This is a genomic window from Streptomyces sp. BR1 (assembly GCF_052373795.1).
Taxonomy (GTDB): Bacteria; Actinomycetota; Actinomycetes; order Streptomycetales; family Streptomycetaceae; genus Streptomyces.
Window position 1 is genome coordinate 5,586,642 of sequence record NZ_CM126252.1, and the last position, 18,605, is coordinate 5,605,246.

An 18,605-nucleotide genomic window follows, 5' to 3' on the forward strand; every position below is an offset into this window, starting at 1 on the left:
ATCGCGCCCTCCCGGGTGTCGATGTTCAACCTCGCCATTCCCGAACTGCTCTTCGCGAAGGTGGAGATCGACGGCTCCCCCGGGTATGAGCTGACCGTCTGCACCCCGGAACCGGGACCGATCGCCACCACCGGCGGGCTCGACCTCCATGTCAGCCGGGGCCTGGACGCCGTGGCGGACGCCGACACCGTGCTGGTCGCGGGCACCGGAGAGCGGTTCGTGCCCGACCCGCGCACCGTCGAGGTGGTCCGGCGCGCCGCCGCCGAGGGCCGGCGGATCACCTCCATCTGCAGCGGCGCCTTCGTGCTCGCCGAGGCCGGACTGCTCGACGGGCGCAGCGCCACCACGTACTGGGAGCTCGCCGACGAACTGCGCCGCCGCTATCCGTCCCTCGCCCTGAAGGACGACGTCCTGTATGTGGAGGACGGGAACGTGATGACGTCCTCCGGGTACGCGGCCGGGATCGACATGTGCCTGCACATCATCCGTACCGACTACGGCGCCGCCGTCGCCAACCGGGTGGCCAGGGCCGCGCTCGTCGCGCCGGTGCGGCCCGGCGGGCAGACCCAGTTCACCCAGACCCCGCTGCCCGCCGAGCGGGGGGTGGTCTGCGCCGACACCCGGGGCTGGGCGATGCGCAACCTCGACAAGCCGCTCACGCTGACGGACCTCGCCCGGCACGCGGGCGTGAGCGTGCGCACGCTGACCCGGCGCTTCCACGCCGAGAGCGGTGTCAGCCCGCTCCAGTGGCTGCTGCACCAGCGCATCGAGCGGGCCAAGGAGCTCCTGGAGACCACCACACTCGGCATGGACCAGATCGCCGAGGCCAGCGGCCTGGGCAGCGCCGACTCGCTCCGCGCCCACCTGGTCCGCCGCACGGGCCTCACCCCGAGCTCCTACCGGGCCACGTTCAACCAGCTGGAGGCCGCGCGCTGACCGGCGGGAATGTGCGGGAATGCGCAGACGGCCGCCATGGTTGTAGTACTTGAAAGTCATACAAAATCGGGGTCGAGACCGAGCCCGTGACGAGTCGGAGAGAAGTGACATGCGCGTCGAGATCTGGAGCGACATCGCCTGCCCCTGGTGCTACATCGGCAAGGCCCGCTTCGAGAAGGGCCTGGCGGAGTTCGCCCACCGCGACGACATCGAGGTGGTGCACCGCTCCTTCGAGCTCGACCCGAACCGTCCGAAGGGCGACGTCGGCCCGGTGATCCCGATGCTGGCCAAGAAGTACGGCCGCACCCTGGACGAGGCCCGGGGCATGGAGGAGCACGTCGCCACCAACGCGCGCGCCGAGGGGCTCGGCTACCTCACCGAGGGCCGCGACCACGGCAACACCTTCGACATCCACCGCCTCCTGCACCTGGCCAAGGCGCGCGGCCGCCAGGACGCGCTGCTCGACCTTGCCTACCGGGCCAACTTCGCCGAGGAGCGCTCCGTCTTCGACGCCGAGGTCCTGGTCGAGCTCGCCGTGGAAGCGGGCCTCGACGCGGACGAGGTGCGCGGCGTGCTCGCCGACGAGAGCGCGTACGCCGACGAGGTGCGCGCGGACGAGGCCGAGGCCGCCGCTCTTGGCGCCAACGCCGTGCCGTTCTTCGTCGTCGACCGCAAGTACGGCATCTCCGGCGGCCAGCCCGCCGAGGTCTTCACCCAGGCGCTTGAGCAGGCCTGGCAGGAGCACCGCCCGGTCCTCGCGACCCTCGGTACCGCGCCCGCCGAGGGCGAGGTCTGCGGCCCGGACGGCTGCGAGGTCCCGCGCGCCTGACGCGTACGCCCGATGGGGTCATCGGGCCCAACGCGTAAGCAACCCTTGATGGTTCCCCTCAGCCCTTGTTGATCGACATTGATTGACCCGGGGCCGAGGGGGACGCAGGGTGGGATCATGGAGATCCTGGAGCGCCTGGCGGGCGACGAGTTCGCCCCCGAGACGACGTATCTGAACACTTCCAGCACCGGGCTGCTGCCCCGGCGGGCCGTCGAGGCCATCACCGGGCTCGCCGGGCAGAACGCGGCGGGCACCCGGCTGGGCGCGGGCGGCTTCGAGCAGCCCAACGCCGCACGGGCCTCCTTCGCCCGGCTCACCGGGGTCGGCGTCGACCGGGTCGCGCTCGGCTCCTCGGTCACCGTCCATGTCGCACTGATCGCCCACTCCCTGCCCGCCGGGGCCGAAGTCCTCGCCCCCGAGGGCGAGTTCGCCTCCGTCGTCCAGCCGTTCGCGGTCCGCGGCGACCTGAAGATGCGGTACGTCCCGCTGGAGTCGCTGGCCGAGGCGGTACGGCCCGGCACCGCGCTCGTCGCCTTCTCCTCCGTCCAGTCGTCCGACGGACGGATCGCGGACCTCGCGGCCGTACGGGAGGCGGCGGCCGCGCACGGGGCCCGTACGCTCCTCGACGCCAGCCAGTCGGCGGGCTGGCTGCCGCTGGACGCGGGTGCGTACGACTACACGGTCACCGCCGGGTTCAAGTTCCTCACCTGCCCGCGCGGCACCTCGTTCCTCACCGTCACCGAGGACGCGCAGGAGCAGTTGGTGCCGCTGCACTCGGGGTGGTTCGCCGCCGAGGACCTGGGCGACAACTACGGCCCGGTGCGCGAACTCGCCGCCACCGCGCGGCGGTACGACGAGCCCGCCTCGTTCCTGTCGTACTACGGGGCCGAGCAGTCGCTCGCGCTGCTCGAAGAGGTGGGCATCGACGCGGTGCACGCCCATGACCTGGCCCTCGCGGACCGGCTGCGGGCCGGGCTCGCCGACCTCGGCCACCGGTCGGTCGCCGACGACTCGGCGGTCGTCGCCGTGCCGGGCCTGGGCGGCGCACAGCCGGAGCTGCTGCGGGCCGGGGTGTACAGCTCCGCCCGAGGCGGCAATCTGCGGTTCGCGGTCCACCTCTACAACTCCTCGGCGGACGTGGACCGGGCCCTGGACGTCCTGTCCGCCCTGTGACCTGACCTCTCGCACCGCCGATAACCAGTGGTCGCGGCCCGGTCCCACAGGGGAGGATCGGGCCGTGATCATGGACAGCGGGAACGACGTACGGGTGCGCGCGGCCGCCCGGAACAACGCCGAGTGGTGCGCGGCCCTGTGCCGGGCGCACGGCATCACGGGCGAGACGGGCCCGTACGCCTGGGCGAGCCCGCGCCGCACCCCGCCGCTCTACCCGGACGCGGTCACCCTCGCCCCCGACGCCTCCCCGCGCGAGATCGTCGAGCGGATCGACGCCTCGCCCGGCGCCTCGGTCAAGGACAGCTTCGCCACCCTGGACCTGACGGACGAGGGCTTCGAGGTGCTGTTCGGCGCCGAGTGGATCCACCGGCCCGCGCCCGAGGCGGCCGACCCCGGCTGGGAACTCGTGCGTACCGAAGGGGAGTTGGCGTGCTGGGAGGACGCCTGGGCGGGCGGGGAGGGCGACGGGCTGTTCCCGGCCGCGCTGCTCGCCGACGAGGACCAGCTGTTCCTCGCGGATCGGGACAGCGATGGGGTGATCGTCGCGGGCGCCATAGCCACCCGTAGCGAGTCGGTGGTCGGCGTCTCCAACCTCTTCGCCGCCGATGGCGACCTCGACGCGGCCTGGGCCGGGTGCCTCGCCTCCATCGCGCGGCACTGGCCCGGCCTGCCGGTCGTCGGCTACGAGAGCGGCGACGACCTCGCGGCCGCCGTCCGCGCCGGGTTCACTCCGGTCGGCGAGCTCAGGATCTGGCTGCGTCACTGAGCGGTTCGCCGTACCAGCGCCAGGAGTCCTGGTGCGGCTGGTCCGCCAGCTCCGCCCGGCCGGTGGCCCACAGCAGCACCCGCCACCGGTCCGGATCCGTCGGCACCTCGCGGAACAGCCGCGCGAGGACCCGGTCGCACAGCCCCAGCGGCGGCGCCCAGGCCACGTCGAGGCCCTGCGCCACGTCGTAGGTGTGCAGCAGGGTCTCGACGACGCCCATCGCCGCGAACCCCTCCGGGTCCGAGATGCCGAAGCCGTGGTAAGCCCGTACGTCCGGGGACGCCGTGCGGACCATCGCGGTCAGCAGCGCCCCGCTCGCCTCCAGGGTCTGGAGCAGCCCGGCGGGCCCGGCCGCGCGGTCCGCGTGCACCGCGTTGTGCGGCCCGCCGGGACGTTTCGCCTCCCACAGGTACGGGACGTCGCCGTCGAGCGGCGGCTGCTGCGGGCCGAGCTGCACGGCGTACGCGAACAGGTCGTCCGACAGATGCTCGACGGTCTCCCAGCAGTCCCAGTCCAGCGAGCCGGCCTTGACGCTCCAGTCCCCGGCGAGCCCGGCCCGCAGCGCGGTGACCGAGAGCCGCACGGAGTGTTCGACATCGGCCGCGGTGACGGGAGTTCGGGACGTTTCATCAGACATGGAGCGACCGTACCAACGATCACCACCGCACCGGGGGCCGTATCTCCCGGGGGGCAACCCCCGGACCCCCGGCCGGAAGACCCCTCACCGCACCGGTGTGAAGTCCCGCGCCCCGATGAACTCCGGTCGCCTGATCGGGGCCGCGAAGGGCTCGACCGCGGCGTTCTCCACGCTGTTGAAGACGATGAAGACATTGCTGCGCGGATACGGGGTGATGTTGTCCCCGGAGCCGTGCATGCAGTTGCAGTCGAACCAGGTCGCCGAGCCCGCGCGGCCCGTGAACAGCCGGATGCCGTGCCGGTCCGCCATCTTGGTCAGCGCCTCGTCGGACGGGGTGCCCGCGTCCTGCATCTGCAGCGACCTCTTGTAGTTGTCCTGCGGCGTGGCACCCGCGCAGCCCAGGAAGTCCCGGTGCGAGCCGGGCATGATCATGAGGCCGCCGTTGGTGTCGTGGTTCTCGGTGAGCGCGATCGACACCGAGACGGTCCGCATGTTCGCCAGGCCGTCCTCGGCGTGCCAGGTCTCGAAGTCCGAGTGCCAGTAGAAGCCGGAAGCGCCGAACCCCGGCTTGACGTTGATGCGCGACTGGTGGACGTACACGTCCGAGCCGAGGATGCGCCGGGCGGTGCCGACCACGCGCTCGTCGCGCACCAGGCCCGCGAAGATCTCGCTGATCCGGTGCACCTCGAAGACGGACCGCACCGAACCGGTCTGCGGCTCGGTGATCGCGCGCTCGTCCGCACGCACCGCCGGATCGGCGATCAGGCGGTCCAACTCGCGCCGGTAGAAGCCGACTTCGTCGTCCGCGAGCAGCTGGTCGACGGTGAGGAAGCCGTCCTGCTCGTACGATTCGAGCCCGGCGGAGGGTCCCCAGACGACGGGGTCCTGGCGCGGGGTGACGACTTCGGTGGCGCCCCGGGTGGGGTACAGGTCCGACATGGTTCAGGCCTCCTCGGTGAGCAGCGGGTAGACACCGTTCTCGTCGTGGTCCTCCCGTCCCGTGACGGGCGGGTTGAAGACGCAGATGCAACGGAAGTCCGTCTTGGGGCGCAGGGTGTGCCGCTCATGGCCGTTGAGCAGGTACATCGTGCCCGGCGCGATCCAGTGGGTCTCGCCGCTCTCGTGGTCGGTGAGCTCGGCCTCGCCCTCGACGCACAGCACGGCCTCGATGTGGTTGGCGTACCACATGGACGTCTCCGTACCGGCGTACAGGACCGTCTCGTGCAGGGAGAAGCCGACCTTCTCCTTGGCGAGCACGATCCGCTTGCTCTCCCAGGTGCCGGAGGCGGCCCGGACATGGCGGTCGGTGTTCTCGATGTCCTTCAACGAACGGACTATCACGGTGGGTTGGCGCCTTTCTTGTGGGGGGAAAGGGGGGTTCAGGAAGCGGTCTCGTGGACCGCGCGGGCCAGGGTGCGCAGCCCCTCGTCCAGTTCTTCCGGCGTGATCGTCAGCGGCGGCAGCAGCTTGACGACCTCGCTGCGCGGGCCGGACGTCTCGATGAGCAGACCGAGTTCGAAGGCGCGCCGGGCGACCGCGCCGGCCCGGTGCTCGTCGTGGAACTCCAGGCCCCAGACCAGGCCGTGGCCCCGGTACTCCTTGACGTCGACCAGGTTCTCCTCGGTGATCGAGATCAGCGCCTGCTCGACCTGCTCGCCGCGCGCCCGGGTCTGCTTCTCCAGGGAGGACCCGTCGGTCCAGTACGCCTCAAGGGCCGCGGTCGCGGTCACGAAGGCCGGGTTGTTGCCGCGGAAGGTGCCGTTGTGCTCGCCCGGCTCCCAGATGTCGAGCTCCGGCTTGAACAGGCAGAGCGACATGGGCAGTCCGTAGCCGCTGATCGACTTCGACAGGGTGACGATGTCCGGCGTGATGCCCGCCTCTTCGAAGGAGAAGAAGGCACCGGTGCGGCCGCAGCCCATCTGGATGTCGTCGACGATCAGGAGCATGTCGCGGCGGTGGCACAGGTCGGCGAGCGCGCGGAGCCACTCGGGCCGGGCCACATTGATGCCGCCCTCGCCCTGCACGGTCTCGACGATGACGGCGGCGGGCTTGTTCAGGCCCGAGCCCTCGTCCTCAAGGAGCCGTTCGAACCAGAGGAAGTCGGGGATCTGCCCGTCGAGGTAGTTGTCGAACGGCATCGGGGTGCCGTGGACCAGCGGAATACCCGCGCCGGCCCGCTTGAAGGCGTTGCCGGTGACCGCGAGCGAGCCGAGCGACATGCCGTGGAAGGCGTTGGTGAAGGAGACCACCGATTCGCGGCCCTTCACCTTCCGGGCCAGCTTCAGCGCGGCCTCGACCGCGTTGGTGCCGGTCGGGCCCGGGAACATCACCTTGTACGGCAGGTCGCGCGGGCGCAGGATCACGTTCTGGAAGGTCTCCAGGAACGTGCGTTTGGCGGTGGTCGCCATGTCCAGGCCGTGGGTGATGCCGTCGCGTTCGAGATGGTCCAGTAGGGCGCGTTTCAACACCGGGTTGTTGTGGCCGTAGTTGAGTGATCCGGCCCCGGCGAAGAAGTCGAGGTATTCATGGCCGTCCTCGTCGGTGAGCTTGGCGCCCCGGGCACGGTCGAAGACGGCGGGCCAGCCGCGGCAGTAGCTGCGCACCTCCGACTCCAGGGTCTCGAAGACGCTCAGGGCGGGCGGGGTGATGGTCACAGTCGTACTCCCAGGTCGATCCGGTAGAGGACTTCGGGCTGATGGCCGTCCTCGGGGAACAGCACGCGCTCGAAGAGGACTTCGCGGTGCGGCGCGGTGCCGCGCCGCTCGGCGAACGCGGTGAACAGCCGGTCGGACGCGGTGTTGTCGGGGGTGACGGTCGTCTCGACCAGGCGCACCCCGTGCGAGTCGGCGACCTTCGAGGTCAGCGCTTCGAGCAGGGTGCCCGCGAGGCCGCGCCCGCGCTGGTCGCGGTCGACGGCGACCTGCCAGACGACGAGCGTCTGCGGGCGCTCCGGCCGGATGTACCCGGTGACGAAGGCGACCGGTTCACCGGCGCCGTCGCGCGCCACCAGGGAGGTGGCGGCGAAGTCGCGGCACCAGAGCAGATAGCTGTACGAGGAGTTGAGGTCCAGTACCTCCGAGTCGCGGGCGATACGCCAGATCGCGGCGCCGTCCTCGACGCGTGGGGTGTCGATATGGATGACGGTCTGTGCGGCGGTCATGCCGAGCGAATTTACCCAGCGGAAATCGAAATCGCATTAGCGGAGGGTGGTGCGCCGGGGAGCGGCTTGTGTTATCACGCAGGTGTACGCGCGAGGCGGTTTGTCCGGTAATTCCGGGACAAAAAGACACCTTTGTGGAGTCGATCACATACCCGTGGCCGCCCGGAAATCTTGTTGAAAACTTGGTGTTTGAGATCAACGGGTCCGGGCAGAAGAAAACGGGAAGCCACTCGTAATAAGTGGCTTCCCGTTATGTTTAATTCAGCTGGAATTTATTGTGGGGAAAAGGTGTCGCAGAGGCGGATGGCCGCCGTTTTATCGGGTACCGGAGATTCACCAGCTCTGCGAGACGGCTCGGCGGGCCGCCTCCAGGTCGACCGCCCGGCCCGTCTCGCCGAGCGCCGCGCCGAGGGCCGCGAGCGAGGACTGCACCGCGCCCCGGGTGGCGTCCACGCCGTAGTGGTTGACCCGGATCATCTCCTTGGCCAGCGCCCCGCCGCCCGCGATCAGCGGCAGCGCCGGGTCGGCCGCGAGAGCCTTCGCGACCAGCTCGGAGGCGTCGACTCCCGCCGGAGTACGCAGCGTCGTGGCCACCGGGGCCGCGTCCCGGGCGTCGTGCACGTACGGCTGGAGGCCGCCGCCCAGCGCCGAGGCGCCCGCCCGGGTGGCCGCCGCGGCCGAGGCGTGCCGGGCCGTCACCGCGTCCAGGCCCTCCGCCTCGATCCGCTCCACACACGCCTCAAGGGCCAGCATTTCCAACTGGGCCGGGGCGTGCAGGAGCGCCTTGCGGCCGCCGTCGATCCAGCGCTCCTTCCAGTCGAGCAGCGAGAGGTACGAGCGGCGCGGGGCGCGCGGGTTGGCGGCGATCCGGGCCCAGGCGCGCTCGCTCACCGACACCGCCGAGACCCCGGCCGGGCCGCCCATCGCCTTCTGCGCGCCGATCACGCACAGGTCCACGCCCCACGCGTCCGGCAGCAGCGGCTCGGCGGCCACCGACGCGACCGCGTCCAGCATGAACAGCGCGCCGTGGCGGCGCACCACCTCGCCGATCTCCGCGACCGGGTTGGTGTTGCCGGTCGCCGCCTCCGCGTGCACCAGGGAGACGAAGTCGATCTCCGGGTGCTCGGTGAGCGCCCGGTCGACGTCCTCGGCGGTGACCGCCGTGTGGAACGGCACCTCCAGATCGACCACGTTCGCGCCGCAGTCCCGCAGCCAGTTGCCGAAGGTCTGCCCGTACGGGCCGGTCACCACGTTCAGCGCGGTGGAACCCGGGTGCGCGGCGCCCCGGATGCACCCCTCAAGCGGCAGCAGCGCCTCACCCTGCATGATCACCACGTCCTGCTCGGTGGCGAGCAGCGCGGCCACCCGTCGCTCGATGGCCGCGAAACGGGCGGCGGACAGCGGGGCCAGGTCGAGCAGGGGGTGAGTCACGATGCCTTCTTCGGTCGTCTGCGCTTGCGTTCACGGGGCCCGGCGCCGAAGTGCCGAGCCTCTCGGTCGAGGGTACCCAGGCCCTCGTACAGTGCTGGTCATGAGCGATCACGCGGTGGTGCATGTCCGGGGGCGGGTGCTTGCGGGGCCCGAGGACGTACGGGACGAACTGTGGGCGGTGGACGGCCGGATCACCTATGAACGCCCGCCGGGCGCGGCCGACGCCGTCACGGTCACCGGCTGGGCGCTGCCCGGACTCGTCGACGCGCACTGCCATGTGGGGCTCGACCGGCACGGCCCGGTCGACGACCAGACCAGCGAGAAGCAGGCGCTCACCGACCGCGAGGCGGGCGTCCTGCTGCTCCGGGACGCGGGCTCGCCCTCCGACACCCGCTGGATCGACGACCGCGACGACCTGCCGAGGATCATCCGCGCGGGCCGCCACATCGCCCGCACCCGCCGCTACATCCGCAACTACGCCCATGAGATCGAGCCCGGCGACCTCGTCGCGTACGTGGCCCGCGAGGCGCGGCGCGGGGACGGCTGGGTCAAGCTGGTCGGGGACTGGATCGACCGCGAGGTGGGGGACCTGTCGGCGTGCTGGCCGCGCGGCGAGGTCGAGGCGGCGATCGCCGAGGCGCACCGGCTGGGCGCGCGCGTGACGGCCCACTGCTTCGCCGAGGACTCGCTTCGCGACCTCGTCGAGGCGGGCATCGACTGCATCGAGCACGCGACGGGCCTGACCGAGGACACGATCCCGCTCTTCGCCGAGCGCGGCGTCGCCATCGTCCCGACCCTGGTCAACATCGCCACGTTCCCGCATCTCGCGGACGGCGGGGAGGCCAAGTTCCCCGTCTGGTCGGCCCATATGCGCCGGCTGCACGCACGCCGCTACGACACGGTCCGCTCGGCGTACGACGCCGGCATCCCCGTCTTCGTCGGCACCGACGCGGGCGGCTCCATGGCCCATGGCCTGGTGGCGGCGGAGGTGGCGGAGCTGGTCAAGGCGGGCATCCCCCCGCTCGACGCCCTCTCGGCGACGGCCTGGCACGCCCGCACCTGGCTCGGCCGCCCGCTCCTGGAGGAGGGCGCGCCCGCGGACCTCGTGGTGTACGAGCAGGACCCGCGGGCGGACGTACGGGTGCTGGGGGCGCCGAGCCGGATACTGCTGCGGGGACGGATCGTGGGGTGACGCGGAGCGTGACGGTCCGGGGTGGCGGGTCGTTGTGCTTGCTTACGCTTCCTCGGCGTGCGCCGATGCGGGTCAACCGGCGTACGCCAAAGGTCAGCTATTAGGGGCGGCTGCCGGGAACGCGCGTACGAGATCGATCGAATACGCGGCCGTTGTCGCCTCATTCGGGTGAACTAACCCCAGGTGTCTATCGGTTCACTCTCTGTGTGTAAAAGATTCCGGTGTCTCAAGTCACCGGCGCGCCCCTGGCTCTCGCGAGTCCCACGAGTCCCCGTGGGAGGGCGGACGGGTGACGGTTCATGTCTCCTGTGGGGGTTCCACCACCTTGAACACCATCAACTTCCGCCTGCCCGCGCGCACTTCTGCCGCCGTGGCGCTCACGCTCGGATCGCTGGCCCTGGCCGCGCCCGTACCGGCGTACGCGACGGGCACCGGCGCCGGTCACGGCGGGAAGGCGGGCGCGGTAGTGCTGCGCACCGGCCTGGACGTGTCGCTCCTCAACAAGACGGTCGACGTCCCCCTGAAGGTCACCCTCAACGAGGTCCAGGCGCCCGCGAGTTCGCAGAAGACCGCGCTGGCGGTGAAGCTGGACGGGGTGGCCAAGGGGAAGCCGTTCAGTGTGCTCGACGCGGATGTCGCCAAGGCGGAGGCGACGGTCGAGGGGGCCCGCGCCCAGGGCTACACGCACCTGGTCCACGCCCGTCTGCACGTCCCCGGCCTGCCGCTGCTCTCCCTGGTCGAGGTCCAGGAGGTGACCTCCAAGGCGGTCTGCGAGGCGGGTACGCACCCGGTGGCGTCGTCGAACCTGCTGGGTGCGGTGACGGTGCTCGGCAAGAAGGTGACGCTGTCGACGGGCGGGACGACGCGGGTCGCGGTGCCGGGGGTCGGCGAGGTCACCCTGGACCTGTCCTCGACCCGCACGACGTCGCGTACGGCCGCGGCGACGGCTCTGCGTCTCCGGGTCTCGGTGAATCCGCTGAAGCTGAATGTGGCGGAGGTGACGGGGGAGGTCGCGCTGGCGGAGGCGACGTGCGAGTCCCCTTCGGCCGACCTCGCGTCCAGCACCGCGATGAAGCCTCAGGCGGTGGGGGACCCGAAGCTGGCGGAGACGGGCGGGAGTCCGTCGACGCCGTATGTGGTGGGCGGGGCGGTGGCGCTGTTGGTGGCGGGGGGTGGGGCGGTGGTTTTCGCGAGGCGGAGGTCCTGACGGGGGAGTGGGGTTCGTCTGCGGGTGGGCGGGGGGCTGGTCGCGCAGTTCCCCGCGCCCCTCTTCCCCCGCCCCTTCCCTGAAGCCCTGGGTGGGCGGCCGGGTGGGGGCGGGGAGGGTTCAGGGAAGGGGTGGGGTGGGGCCTGTCAGCGTTAGGGCTTGGTCCAGGGCCTGCAAGAAGTGGTTTGTTGTCGCGCGGTCGCGGACCGCGAGCCGCAGCCACTCCGGGCCCAGGCCCGGGAACGTGTCGCCGCGGCGGACGGCGAAGCCGAGGCCGCGCAGATGAGCCCGTACCTCCTCGCCTCCCGCCACGCGGACCAGTACGAACGGACCCTGCGCCGCCTCCACGACCTGTACCTCCTCGAACTCCGCAAGACCGGCGAGCAGATGCGCACGGTCGACCACCAGCCGCCGCGCCGCCTCGTCCGCCTCCGCCAGCGCCCGTGGAGACACACATGCCTGCGCCGCCACCAGCGCGGGCGTGGAGACGGGCCATAGGGGCTGCGCCCGCGACAGCGTCGCCACCACGGACGGCTCGGCCTGGACGTAGCCGATGCGCAAGCCCGCGAGACCCCACGTCTTCGTGAGGCTGCGCAGTACCACCAGGCCCGGCACATCCGTCCGGCCCGCCAGCGCCTCCCGCTCACCCGGCACCGCGTCCATGAACGCCTCGTCGACGACCAACGTCCGCCCGGGACGGGCGAGTCGGGCCAGCAAACCGCCCGGATGCAGCACCGACGTCGGGTTCGTCGGATTGCCCACCACGACCAGATCCGCCGAGGCCGGGACCGACGCGGGGTCGAGCCGGAAGCCGTCCTCGGGGCGCAGCAGGACCCGCTCCACCGAGTGCCCCGCGTCCCGCAGCGCCGCCTCCGGCTCGGTGAACTGCGGGTGCACCACGACGGCATGACGGAACGTCAGAGCTCGCGCGAGCAGCACGAACGCCTCCGCCGCCCCCGCTGTGAGCAGCACCCGCTCCACCGGCAGACCGTGCCGCTCCGCGACCGCCGCCCGCGCCGCCCGCCCGTCGGGGTAGGCGGCGAGGCCGGTCAGGGACGCCGCGATCTCCTCCCGCAGCCAGTCCGGGGGAGTGCCCGCCCGGACGTTGACCGCGAGGTCGGTGAGGGCCACGCCGGAGTCACGGACCTCGGCGTCCCCGTGGTGGCGCAGATCGTGCTCAGTGGTGTGCGTGCGCATGGCTGCCATGGTGGTGATGATGGTGGCCGTCGTCGTCCGGGTGGAAGTGGGGCTGCTGGGGCAGTCCCACCTTGTCCTCGAAACCGGGCAGCGCGATCCGGTAGACGCAGGAGTCGCAGTTCATCCGCAGATCGCCCTTGACAGCCTCGCGGTAGCGCTCCATGACCAGCTCGTGCAGCTCCTCGGTGGCGCCGATGACGTCGGCCGAGCGGACATCCAGCGACGGGTGCGCGGCCGCCCACTCCTCGGTCTGCTGCCGCACCCGGTCCGGCAGGATGCCGGTGAACAGGAAGTACGGCAGGACCACGATCCGCCGCGCGCCCAGCTTCTCGCACCGGTCCAGACCCGAGGGCACGTCGGGCGCCGCGAGCGACACGAACGCCGTCTCCACGCCCGCGTAACCGCGCCCCTCCCAGAACAGCCGGGCCGCCTTGTGCACCTCGGAGTTGGCGTCCGGGTCGGTGGAGCCCCGGCCGACCAGGAGCACCGTGACCTCGGCGCGGTCGAGGTCGCCGATGACCTCGTCGACCCGCCGCTCCAGGACCGCGAGCAGCGACGGGTGCGGGCCGAGCGGGCGCCCGTACGTGTAGGAGATACCGGGGTGGCGCTCCTTCTCGCGGGTCAGCGCGGCCGGTATGTCGCCCTTGGCGTGGCCCGCCGACACCAGCATCAGCGGTACGGCCGCGAACTTCTTGACCCCCCGCTCCACCAGCGAGGTGACGGCCTCGCCCAGCGGCGGCGGGGAGAGCTCGATGAACCCGCCGGCGACCGGCAGTTCGGGGTTGCGGCGGCCTAGCTCCTCCACGAACGCGCGGAACGCCTCGGCCCCTGCGTCGTCCCGGGTGCCGTGCCCGGCGATGAGCAGTGCGGGCTGGGTCTGGGGGGTGGTCACGGGTTCTCCTTGCCGAAGGGGTGGTACAGAAGGGCGTTGAGGGCGGCGGAGGCCACGGCCGAGCCGCCCTTCTCGGAAACATTGCTGACGGCCGGAAGACCGCTCTCGCGCAGCGCCTGCTTGGACTCGACGGCCCCGACGAACCCGACGGGCAGACCGATGACCAGCGCGGGCGCGGCGTCCAGGGTGAGGAGCTCTTCGAGCGCGGTGGGCGCGTTGCCGATCACCCAGAGCGCGCCGGGGCCCACCTCCTCGTATGCCAGCCGGATCGCGTGGGCCGAACGGGTGAGTCCCGGGCCGGACTTGGCATTCTTGAGGCGGCAGACCGTCTCGCGCCGGGTGATCCCGGCCGCGACCATCTCGACGTCGGTGACGACGGGCGCCCCGCCGTGCAGCGCCGCGTGCGCCGCCCTCAGCGTCGCCTCGTCGCAGACCAGATCGGTCGCGTACGCCAGATCGGCGGCGGAGTGGATGACCCGTTCCACCACGGCCCGGGTCAGCGGCGCGAAGTGCGAGGTGTCCAGACGGGCGCGCAGCCGCCGGTACGACTCCACCTCGATCGGGTGGACCGTACGCTCCCAGGGCCTGCTCACTTGGCCTCCCCAGCGGTGCCGGACTGCCAGCGGTAGCCGCGCGGTGTGACCATGCGGCCGGCGATCTCGCGGGTCGCGGTGTTGCCGACGGTCACGACCGTCATCATGTCCACGGTCGCCGGATCCAGAACGCCGAGCGTGGTCAGCCGGCTGCTCTCGTCGGGGCGCGAGGCGTTGCGTACGACTCCGACGGGGGTGTGCGGGGTGCGGTGCTCGGCGAGGATGCCGAGCGCCTTCGGCAGCTGCCAGTCACGGCCGCGGCTGCGCGGGTTGTAGAAGGTGACGACGATGTCCGCCTCGGCGGCCGCCCGCACCCGGCGCTCGATCACCTCCCACGGCGTGTGCAGGTCCGAGAGCGAGATGGAGACGTGGTCGTGCCCCAGCGGCGCGCCCAGGATCGCGGCGGCGGCCAGCGCGGCGGTCACGCCCGGCACGCCCAGCACGTCGATGTCGTCGGCGGCCTCGGCGAGCGCGGGCGACGCCATCGCGTACACCCCCGCGTCCCCGGAGCCGATCAGTGCGACCGCGTGCCCCTTGCGCGCCTCGGCGACGGCGGTACGGGCCCGCTCCTCCTCGGCGCCGAGCCCCGACTCCAGGACCGTGGTGCCCGGGCGCAGCAGATCGCGGATCTGGTCCACGTACTGGTCGAGCCCGACGAGCACCGAGGCGCGGCGCAGCTCGTCCTTGGCGCGCGGGGTGAGCAGATCGCGGGCGCCCGGGCCGAGCCCGACGACCGCGAGCCGGCCGCGCGGAGCCCGCCGTACGATCGCGCAGGTCGCCATCGCCGCCCGGCCCTCGGGCGCCGACTTCCGCTTGGGCACCAGGAGTTCGCCCCCGCCGACCAGCGCCGAGGCCTCCGCGACCGAGGGCGTGCCGACGGCGGCGAGGGGTGCGTCGGAGGGGTTCGGCACGCTGGCGGCGGCCAGTTCCTCCGAGGTGTACGTGGTGAGGGGCACTCCGAGCCGCGATGCGGCCTCGACGATGCCAGGCTCGCCGGACTTCGCGTCCACGGTGGCCAGTTCGGCCACGCTCAGCGGGCTCAGCCCCGCGTCGGCGAGCGCTTCCTCGATCAGGCCGAGGACCTCCTCGACGGCCGCGTCCTTGGAGGCGCCGACGCCGACGACCAGGGACTTGGGGCGCAACACGGCCGCGCGGGAGCCGAGTTCGAGGACGCGGTCGGTGAGGTGGAGGGTGACGTCGGACGCGCCCGAGGTGTCCGTGACGTTCGGCGGGAACGCGGGCAGCGGCCAGTGTGCGTCGGCCCGCAGCGCCACCGGCTCCCCGTCCAGGATCGCGCGGCCGACGGCGGCGACCGCCCCCTCGACCGGCAGGCCCAGCATGTCCAGACCCGGCACGGACACCGCGTCCGTCGCCGTGGTCACCACCGGCGTACAGCCCAGTACGTCGGCGACCTCTTCGGTCAGCGCGTTCGCGCCGCCGCCGTGGCCGCCGAGGAGCGAGACCGCGAAGCGGACGCCCTCGTCGACGCAGACGACACCCGGGTCGGACGCCTTGTCCGCCAGGAGCGGGGCGAGCAGCCGGACGGTGGCCCCGGTGGCGAGGAAGCACACCAGGGCGTCGCACTCCGCGAAGGCCCGCTCCACGGCCTCCCGCACGGGTCCTTCGTACACCCGGACCCGGCCGGGCCAGGCCGCGGCGAGGCGGTCGCGGGCGGTGGCGCCCGCCGCCGTGGCGGAGATCAGGCCGATCACTGAACAGCTCCTTCGAGAACAGAGGTCGCGGGGCGGTCGCCCCACAGCAGGAAGACGGGGTTGGTGGCGGCGAGCCGGGTCACGTCCCCGGGCAGCGGCGCCAGACGCGAGGACTGCAGCAGTACGCCGTCGGTGACCAGACCGGCCCCGGTGAGCGCGGCGCGTACGGCCGGCACGCGGTCGAGCGCGGCCAGCGCCACCACCACCGAGCGCCGGGCCCGGCGGGCGCAGGCGGTCACTATGGCGGGCAGCTCACGGCCGCCCCCGCCGATGAACACCGCGTCCGGATCGGTGAGATCGGACAGGATCGTGGGCGCCGCGCCGTGCACCACCCGGACATCCACGCCGTGCGCGGTCGCGTTGGCCCGTACGTGCTCGCAGCCTTCGGCGGTCTTCTCCACCGCGACCACCGCAGCCCCGAACCGGGCGCACTCCACGGCCACCGAGCCGGACCCGGCTCCTATGTCCCAGACCAGATCGCCGATCCGGGGCCCGATCCGGGCCAGCGCGAGCGCGCGCACCTCGGCCTTGGTGATCATCGAGTCGCGGTGGGCGAACTCGCTCTCGTCCAGGGCCCATCGCTCGGGCGTGGACCTGCGGCCCGCGACCGTCCGTACCGGCGAGAGGGCCTTCTCCTCGTCCAGACAGACGATCACGCTGACCGCGTCCCACTCCCGGGCCGCCGCCTCCGCCGGAGTGACCCGGACCAGTTGCTCCCGCTCGGGGTCACCGAGCGCGGAGGCGACCACGAGCAGCCGGTCGGGCGCCCGGCGGGCGAGCTCGGCGCCCAGCTCGGCGGGTCCGGCGCCGGGGCCGGTGAGCACGGCGGTCTTCGGGTGCGCCCGGCACACATTGGCGGCCGTCCGCAGATCCCGGCCGTGCGCGCTGACCACCAGCGCGTCGTCCCACGGCAGTCCGAGCCGGGCGAACGCGACGGCGACGGAGGCGACCCCGGGCCGTACGTCGAGCGCCTCGGGCCCGAACCGCTCGGCCAGCGACCGCACGATCCCGAAGAACCCGGGATCCCCGGAGGCCAGCACGACGACCCGGCCGCCCTCCTCGCGGTGCTTCGCGATGATGTCGAGTGCGGGCGCGAGCGGGCCGAGCACCAACTGCCGTGCGTCCGGCGGCAGTTCGGCCGCGTCCAGATGGCGGGCGGCGCCGGTGACCAGCGTGGCCTCGGCCAGCGCGGCCAGGGCGTCCGGCGCCAGCGGCGCGCCCGTTCCCGTACCGATGACGGTGATCATGATGGTGAGCGCTCCGCCTTCTCGGCCTTCAGGGCGCGGCGGGCGGCCGGGTCGGCGCGGCGGAAACCGTGGAAGTGGCCCGGGTGGTAGAGGTGCGAGCGCGTGCCGGAGGCCGACAGGGCGGGGCCCACCAGGAAGAGCGTGTGCTTCCAGAGCTTGTGCTCCTTCACCGTCTCCTCCAGCGTCTCGATCGTGCAGCGCAGCACCAGCTCCTCGGGCCAGGTCGCCTGGTACGCGATGACCACCGGGGTCGATGTCGGGTAGCCGCCCTCAAGCAGTTCCTGCACCAGCTGCCCGGAGCGGGCGGCGGACAGGAAGAGCGCCATCGTGGTGCCGTGCCGGGCGAACTCGCGCACCTCCTCGCCGGGCGGCATCGGCGTCTTGCCGCCGCCCAGACGCGTGAGGATGACGGACTGGGAGACCTCGGGGATGGTCAGCTCGCGCTGCGCTATCGCCGCGACCGCCGAGAACGAGGAGACACCGGGGATGATCTCGACCTCCAGGCCGAGCCCGTCCAGCCGGTCCAGCTGCTCCTGGGTGCCGCCCCACAGGGCCGGGTCGCCGGAGTGGATCCGCGCGACCTTCAGACCCTCCCGGGCGGCCCGCTCGTACACCCCGACGACGTCCTCCAGGGACATCGCCGCCGAGTCCAGGATCTCGGCGCCCTCGCGCGCGTGCTCCAGCACCTCGGCCTGCACCAGGCTGGCGGCCCAGATCACCACGTCGGCGTCGGCGATCGCCCGCGCGGCGCGGAATGTCAGCAGATCGGCGGCGCCGGGGCCGGCGCCGACGATCGTCACCTTGCCGGTGGTGGCATCGGCCATGGGAGGAGTCCTCTCGTACGTCACACAGTCGTCAAGCGAAATGCGCGGTGGTGGGTCAGTCGGTTAGCAAGGGCACATGGTGGTGGTCGTCGCGCTCGGCGCGTTCCTGATGACACTGGTCGGTGGCTGGACCGCCCAGCGCGTCACCGACCGGCGCCATCTGGTGCTGGGCCTGGCGGGCGGGCTGATGCTCGGCGTGGTCGGCCTGGATCTGCTGCCGGAGGCGCTGGACGCGGCGGGCGACGACATCTTCGGCGTACCGGCCGCGCTGCTCCTGTTCGTCGGCGGCTTTCTCCTCGCCCACCTGGTGGAACGCCTGCTCGCCGTGCGCAGCGCGGCACATGGGGGCGACGAGCGGGCGCCGCAGGTGGGTCTGACGGCGGCCGCCGCGATGGTCGGCCACAGCCTGATGGACGGCATCGCGATCGGTGCGGCGTTCCAGGTCGGCGCGGGCATGGGCGCGGCCGTGGCGATCGCCGTGATCACCCACGACTTCGCCGACGGCTTCAACACGTACACGATCACCAGCCTGTACGGCAACGAGAAGCGCAAGGCCGTCGCGATGCTGGTCGCGGACGCCTTCGCGCCGATGGTCGGCGCCGCCTCGACGCTCCTGTTCACTCTTCCGGCCGAGCTGCTCGGCGGATATCTGGGCTTCTTCGGCGGGGTGCTGCTGTATCTGGCCGCCGCCGAGATCCTGCCCGAGGCCCACCACGAACACCCGGCCCGCTCGACGCTGCTCTTCACCGTCGGGGGCGTGGCCTTCATCTGGCTGGTGGTGGGGCTCGCGCAGTGAACCCGGCGCCGGC

Annotated in this window: 19 protein-coding genes; 7 read left to right on the forward strand and 12 right to left on the reverse strand. The window is 72.2% G+C overall.

Features of this window, described 5'->3' with window-relative positions; genetic code table 11:
- Positions 1 to 21 precede the first annotated feature (21 nt).
- The 4 genes from ACT1U9_RS24345 to ACT1U9_RS24360 all read left to right on the forward strand — a co-directional run bounded on the left by ACT1U9_RS24345 (position 22) and on the right by ACT1U9_RS24360 (position 3,704).
- Positions 22 to 936: a GlxA family transcriptional regulator gene (locus ACT1U9_RS24345; RefSeq protein WP_444539232.1), complete on the forward strand. Its 915-nt coding sequence runs from the start codon at positions 22 to 24 to the stop codon at positions 934 to 936.
- Between the two features lie 109 nt (positions 937 to 1,045).
- Positions 1,046 to 1,765: a DsbA family oxidoreductase gene (locus tag ACT1U9_RS24350; protein ID WP_444534786.1), complete on the forward strand. Its 720-nt coding sequence runs from the start codon at positions 1,046 to 1,048 to the stop codon at positions 1,763 to 1,765.
- Between the two features lie 117 nt (positions 1,766 to 1,882).
- Positions 1,883 to 2,938 carry an aminotransferase class V-fold PLP-dependent enzyme gene (locus ACT1U9_RS24355; RefSeq protein ID WP_444534787.1) on the forward strand — a complete coding sequence of 352 codons (1,056 nt, stop codon included), beginning with the start codon at positions 1,883 to 1,885 and terminating at the stop codon, positions 2,936 to 2,938.
- A gap of 70 nt (positions 2,939 to 3,008) precedes the next feature.
- Positions 3,009 to 3,704: a hypothetical protein gene (locus tag ACT1U9_RS24360; protein ID WP_444539233.1), complete on the forward strand. Its 696-nt coding sequence runs from the start codon at positions 3,009 to 3,011 to the stop codon at positions 3,702 to 3,704.
- Here ACT1U9_RS24360 and ACT1U9_RS24365 read toward each other — a convergent pair.
- The 6 genes from ACT1U9_RS24365 to ACT1U9_RS24390 all read right to left on the reverse strand — a co-directional run bounded on the left by ACT1U9_RS24365 (position 3,682) and on the right by ACT1U9_RS24390 (position 8,932).
- Entirely contained in the window at positions 3,682 to 4,341 is a 660-nt protein-coding gene (locus tag ACT1U9_RS24365) for a hypothetical protein (RefSeq protein WP_444534788.1), read from the reverse strand. The genes ACT1U9_RS24360 and ACT1U9_RS24365 overlap by 23 nt on opposite strands.
- Positions 4,342 to 4,425: 84 nt before the next feature.
- Positions 4,426 to 5,280, reverse strand: a complete 855-nt coding sequence (gene thpD, locus ACT1U9_RS24370; RefSeq protein ID WP_444534789.1) for an ectoine hydroxylase — start codon at positions 5,278 to 5,280, stop codon at positions 4,426 to 4,428.
- Positions 5,281 to 5,283: 3 nt separating this feature from the next.
- The gene (locus ACT1U9_RS24375; RefSeq protein WP_188274457.1) at positions 5,284 to 5,682 is read right to left on the reverse strand and encodes an ectoine synthase; all 399 of its coding nucleotides are present in this window, start codon (positions 5,680 to 5,682) and stop codon (positions 5,284 to 5,286) included.
- Positions 5,683 to 5,720: 38 nt separating this feature from the next.
- Complete coding sequence (ectB, locus tag ACT1U9_RS24380) at positions 5,721 to 6,995, reverse strand: diaminobutyrate--2-oxoglutarate transaminase (RefSeq protein WP_444534790.1); 1,275 nt, start codon at positions 6,993 to 6,995, stop codon at positions 5,721 to 5,723.
- A complete protein-coding gene (gene ectA, locus ACT1U9_RS24385; RefSeq protein WP_444534791.1) occupies positions 6,992 to 7,501 on the reverse strand; it encodes a diaminobutyrate acetyltransferase in 510 nt (169 codons plus the stop codon). The genes ectB and ectA overlap by 4 nt, the downstream gene beginning before the upstream one ends.
- A gap of 333 nt (positions 7,502 to 7,834) precedes the next feature.
- Positions 7,835 to 8,932 (reverse strand): pyridoxal-phosphate-dependent aminotransferase family protein, encoded by a 1,098-nt coding sequence (locus ACT1U9_RS24390; RefSeq protein WP_444534792.1) that lies wholly within the window; start codon positions 8,930 to 8,932, stop codon positions 7,835 to 7,837.
- Between the two features lie 100 nt (positions 8,933 to 9,032).
- On the opposite strand from ACT1U9_RS24390, the gene ACT1U9_RS24395 reads away from it, so the two are divergent.
- Both ACT1U9_RS24395 and ACT1U9_RS24400 read left to right on the forward strand, forming a co-directional pair.
- Positions 9,033 to 10,124, forward strand: coding sequence for an amidohydrolase family protein (locus tag ACT1U9_RS24395; RefSeq protein WP_444534793.1), 1,092 nt, complete (start codon positions 9,033 to 9,035; stop codon positions 10,122 to 10,124).
- A 325-nt stretch (positions 10,125 to 10,449) separates the two neighbouring features.
- A complete protein-coding gene (locus ACT1U9_RS24400; RefSeq protein ID WP_444534794.1) occupies positions 10,450 to 11,331 on the forward strand; it encodes an SCO1860 family LAETG-anchored protein in 882 nt (293 codons plus the stop codon).
- Between the two features lie 120 nt (positions 11,332 to 11,451).
- On the opposite strand, the gene cobC is transcribed toward ACT1U9_RS24400, so the two are convergent.
- The 6 genes from cobC to cobM are packed head-to-tail and all read right to left on the reverse strand — an operon-like array spanning position 11,452 to position 17,796.
- Positions 11,452 to 12,537, reverse strand: coding sequence for an Rv2231c family pyridoxal phosphate-dependent protein CobC (gene cobC / locus ACT1U9_RS24405; protein WP_444534795.1), 1,086 nt, complete (start codon positions 12,535 to 12,537; stop codon positions 11,452 to 11,454).
- Positions 12,509 to 13,420 (reverse strand): sirohydrochlorin chelatase, encoded by a 912-nt coding sequence (locus ACT1U9_RS24410; RefSeq protein ID WP_444534796.1) that lies wholly within the window; start codon positions 13,418 to 13,420, stop codon positions 12,509 to 12,511. The genes cobC and ACT1U9_RS24410 overlap by 29 nt, the downstream gene beginning before the upstream one ends.
- The gene (locus ACT1U9_RS24415) at positions 13,417 to 14,013 is read right to left on the reverse strand and encodes a precorrin-8X methylmutase (protein WP_444534797.1); all 597 of its coding nucleotides are present in this window, start codon (positions 14,011 to 14,013) and stop codon (positions 13,417 to 13,419) included. The genes ACT1U9_RS24410 and ACT1U9_RS24415 overlap by 4 nt, the downstream gene beginning before the upstream one ends.
- Entirely contained in the window at positions 14,010 to 15,725 is a 1,716-nt protein-coding gene (cobJ, locus tag ACT1U9_RS24420) for a precorrin-3B C(17)-methyltransferase (RefSeq protein ID WP_444534798.1), read from the reverse strand. Before cobJ ends, ACT1U9_RS24415 begins: the two co-directional genes overlap by 4 nt.
- On the reverse strand, positions 15,722 to 16,972 hold the full coding sequence (gene cbiE, locus ACT1U9_RS24425) for a precorrin-6y C5,15-methyltransferase (decarboxylating) subunit CbiE (RefSeq protein WP_444534799.1): 1,251 nt from the start codon (positions 16,970 to 16,972) through the stop codon (positions 15,722 to 15,724). Before cbiE ends, cobJ begins: the two co-directional genes overlap by 4 nt.
- Positions 16,969 to 17,796: a precorrin-4 C(11)-methyltransferase gene (gene cobM, locus ACT1U9_RS24430; RefSeq protein ID WP_444534800.1), complete on the reverse strand. Its 828-nt coding sequence runs from the start codon at positions 17,794 to 17,796 to the stop codon at positions 16,969 to 16,971. Before cobM ends, cbiE begins: the two co-directional genes overlap by 4 nt.
- Before the next feature lie 76 nt (positions 17,797 to 17,872).
- Between cobM and ACT1U9_RS24435 the strand changes: the two genes are divergently transcribed.
- On the forward strand, positions 17,873 to 18,592 hold the full coding sequence (locus ACT1U9_RS24435) for a ZIP family metal transporter (RefSeq protein WP_444534801.1): 720 nt from the start codon (positions 17,873 to 17,875) through the stop codon (positions 18,590 to 18,592).
- Positions 18,593 to 18,605: the final 13 nt, after the last annotated feature.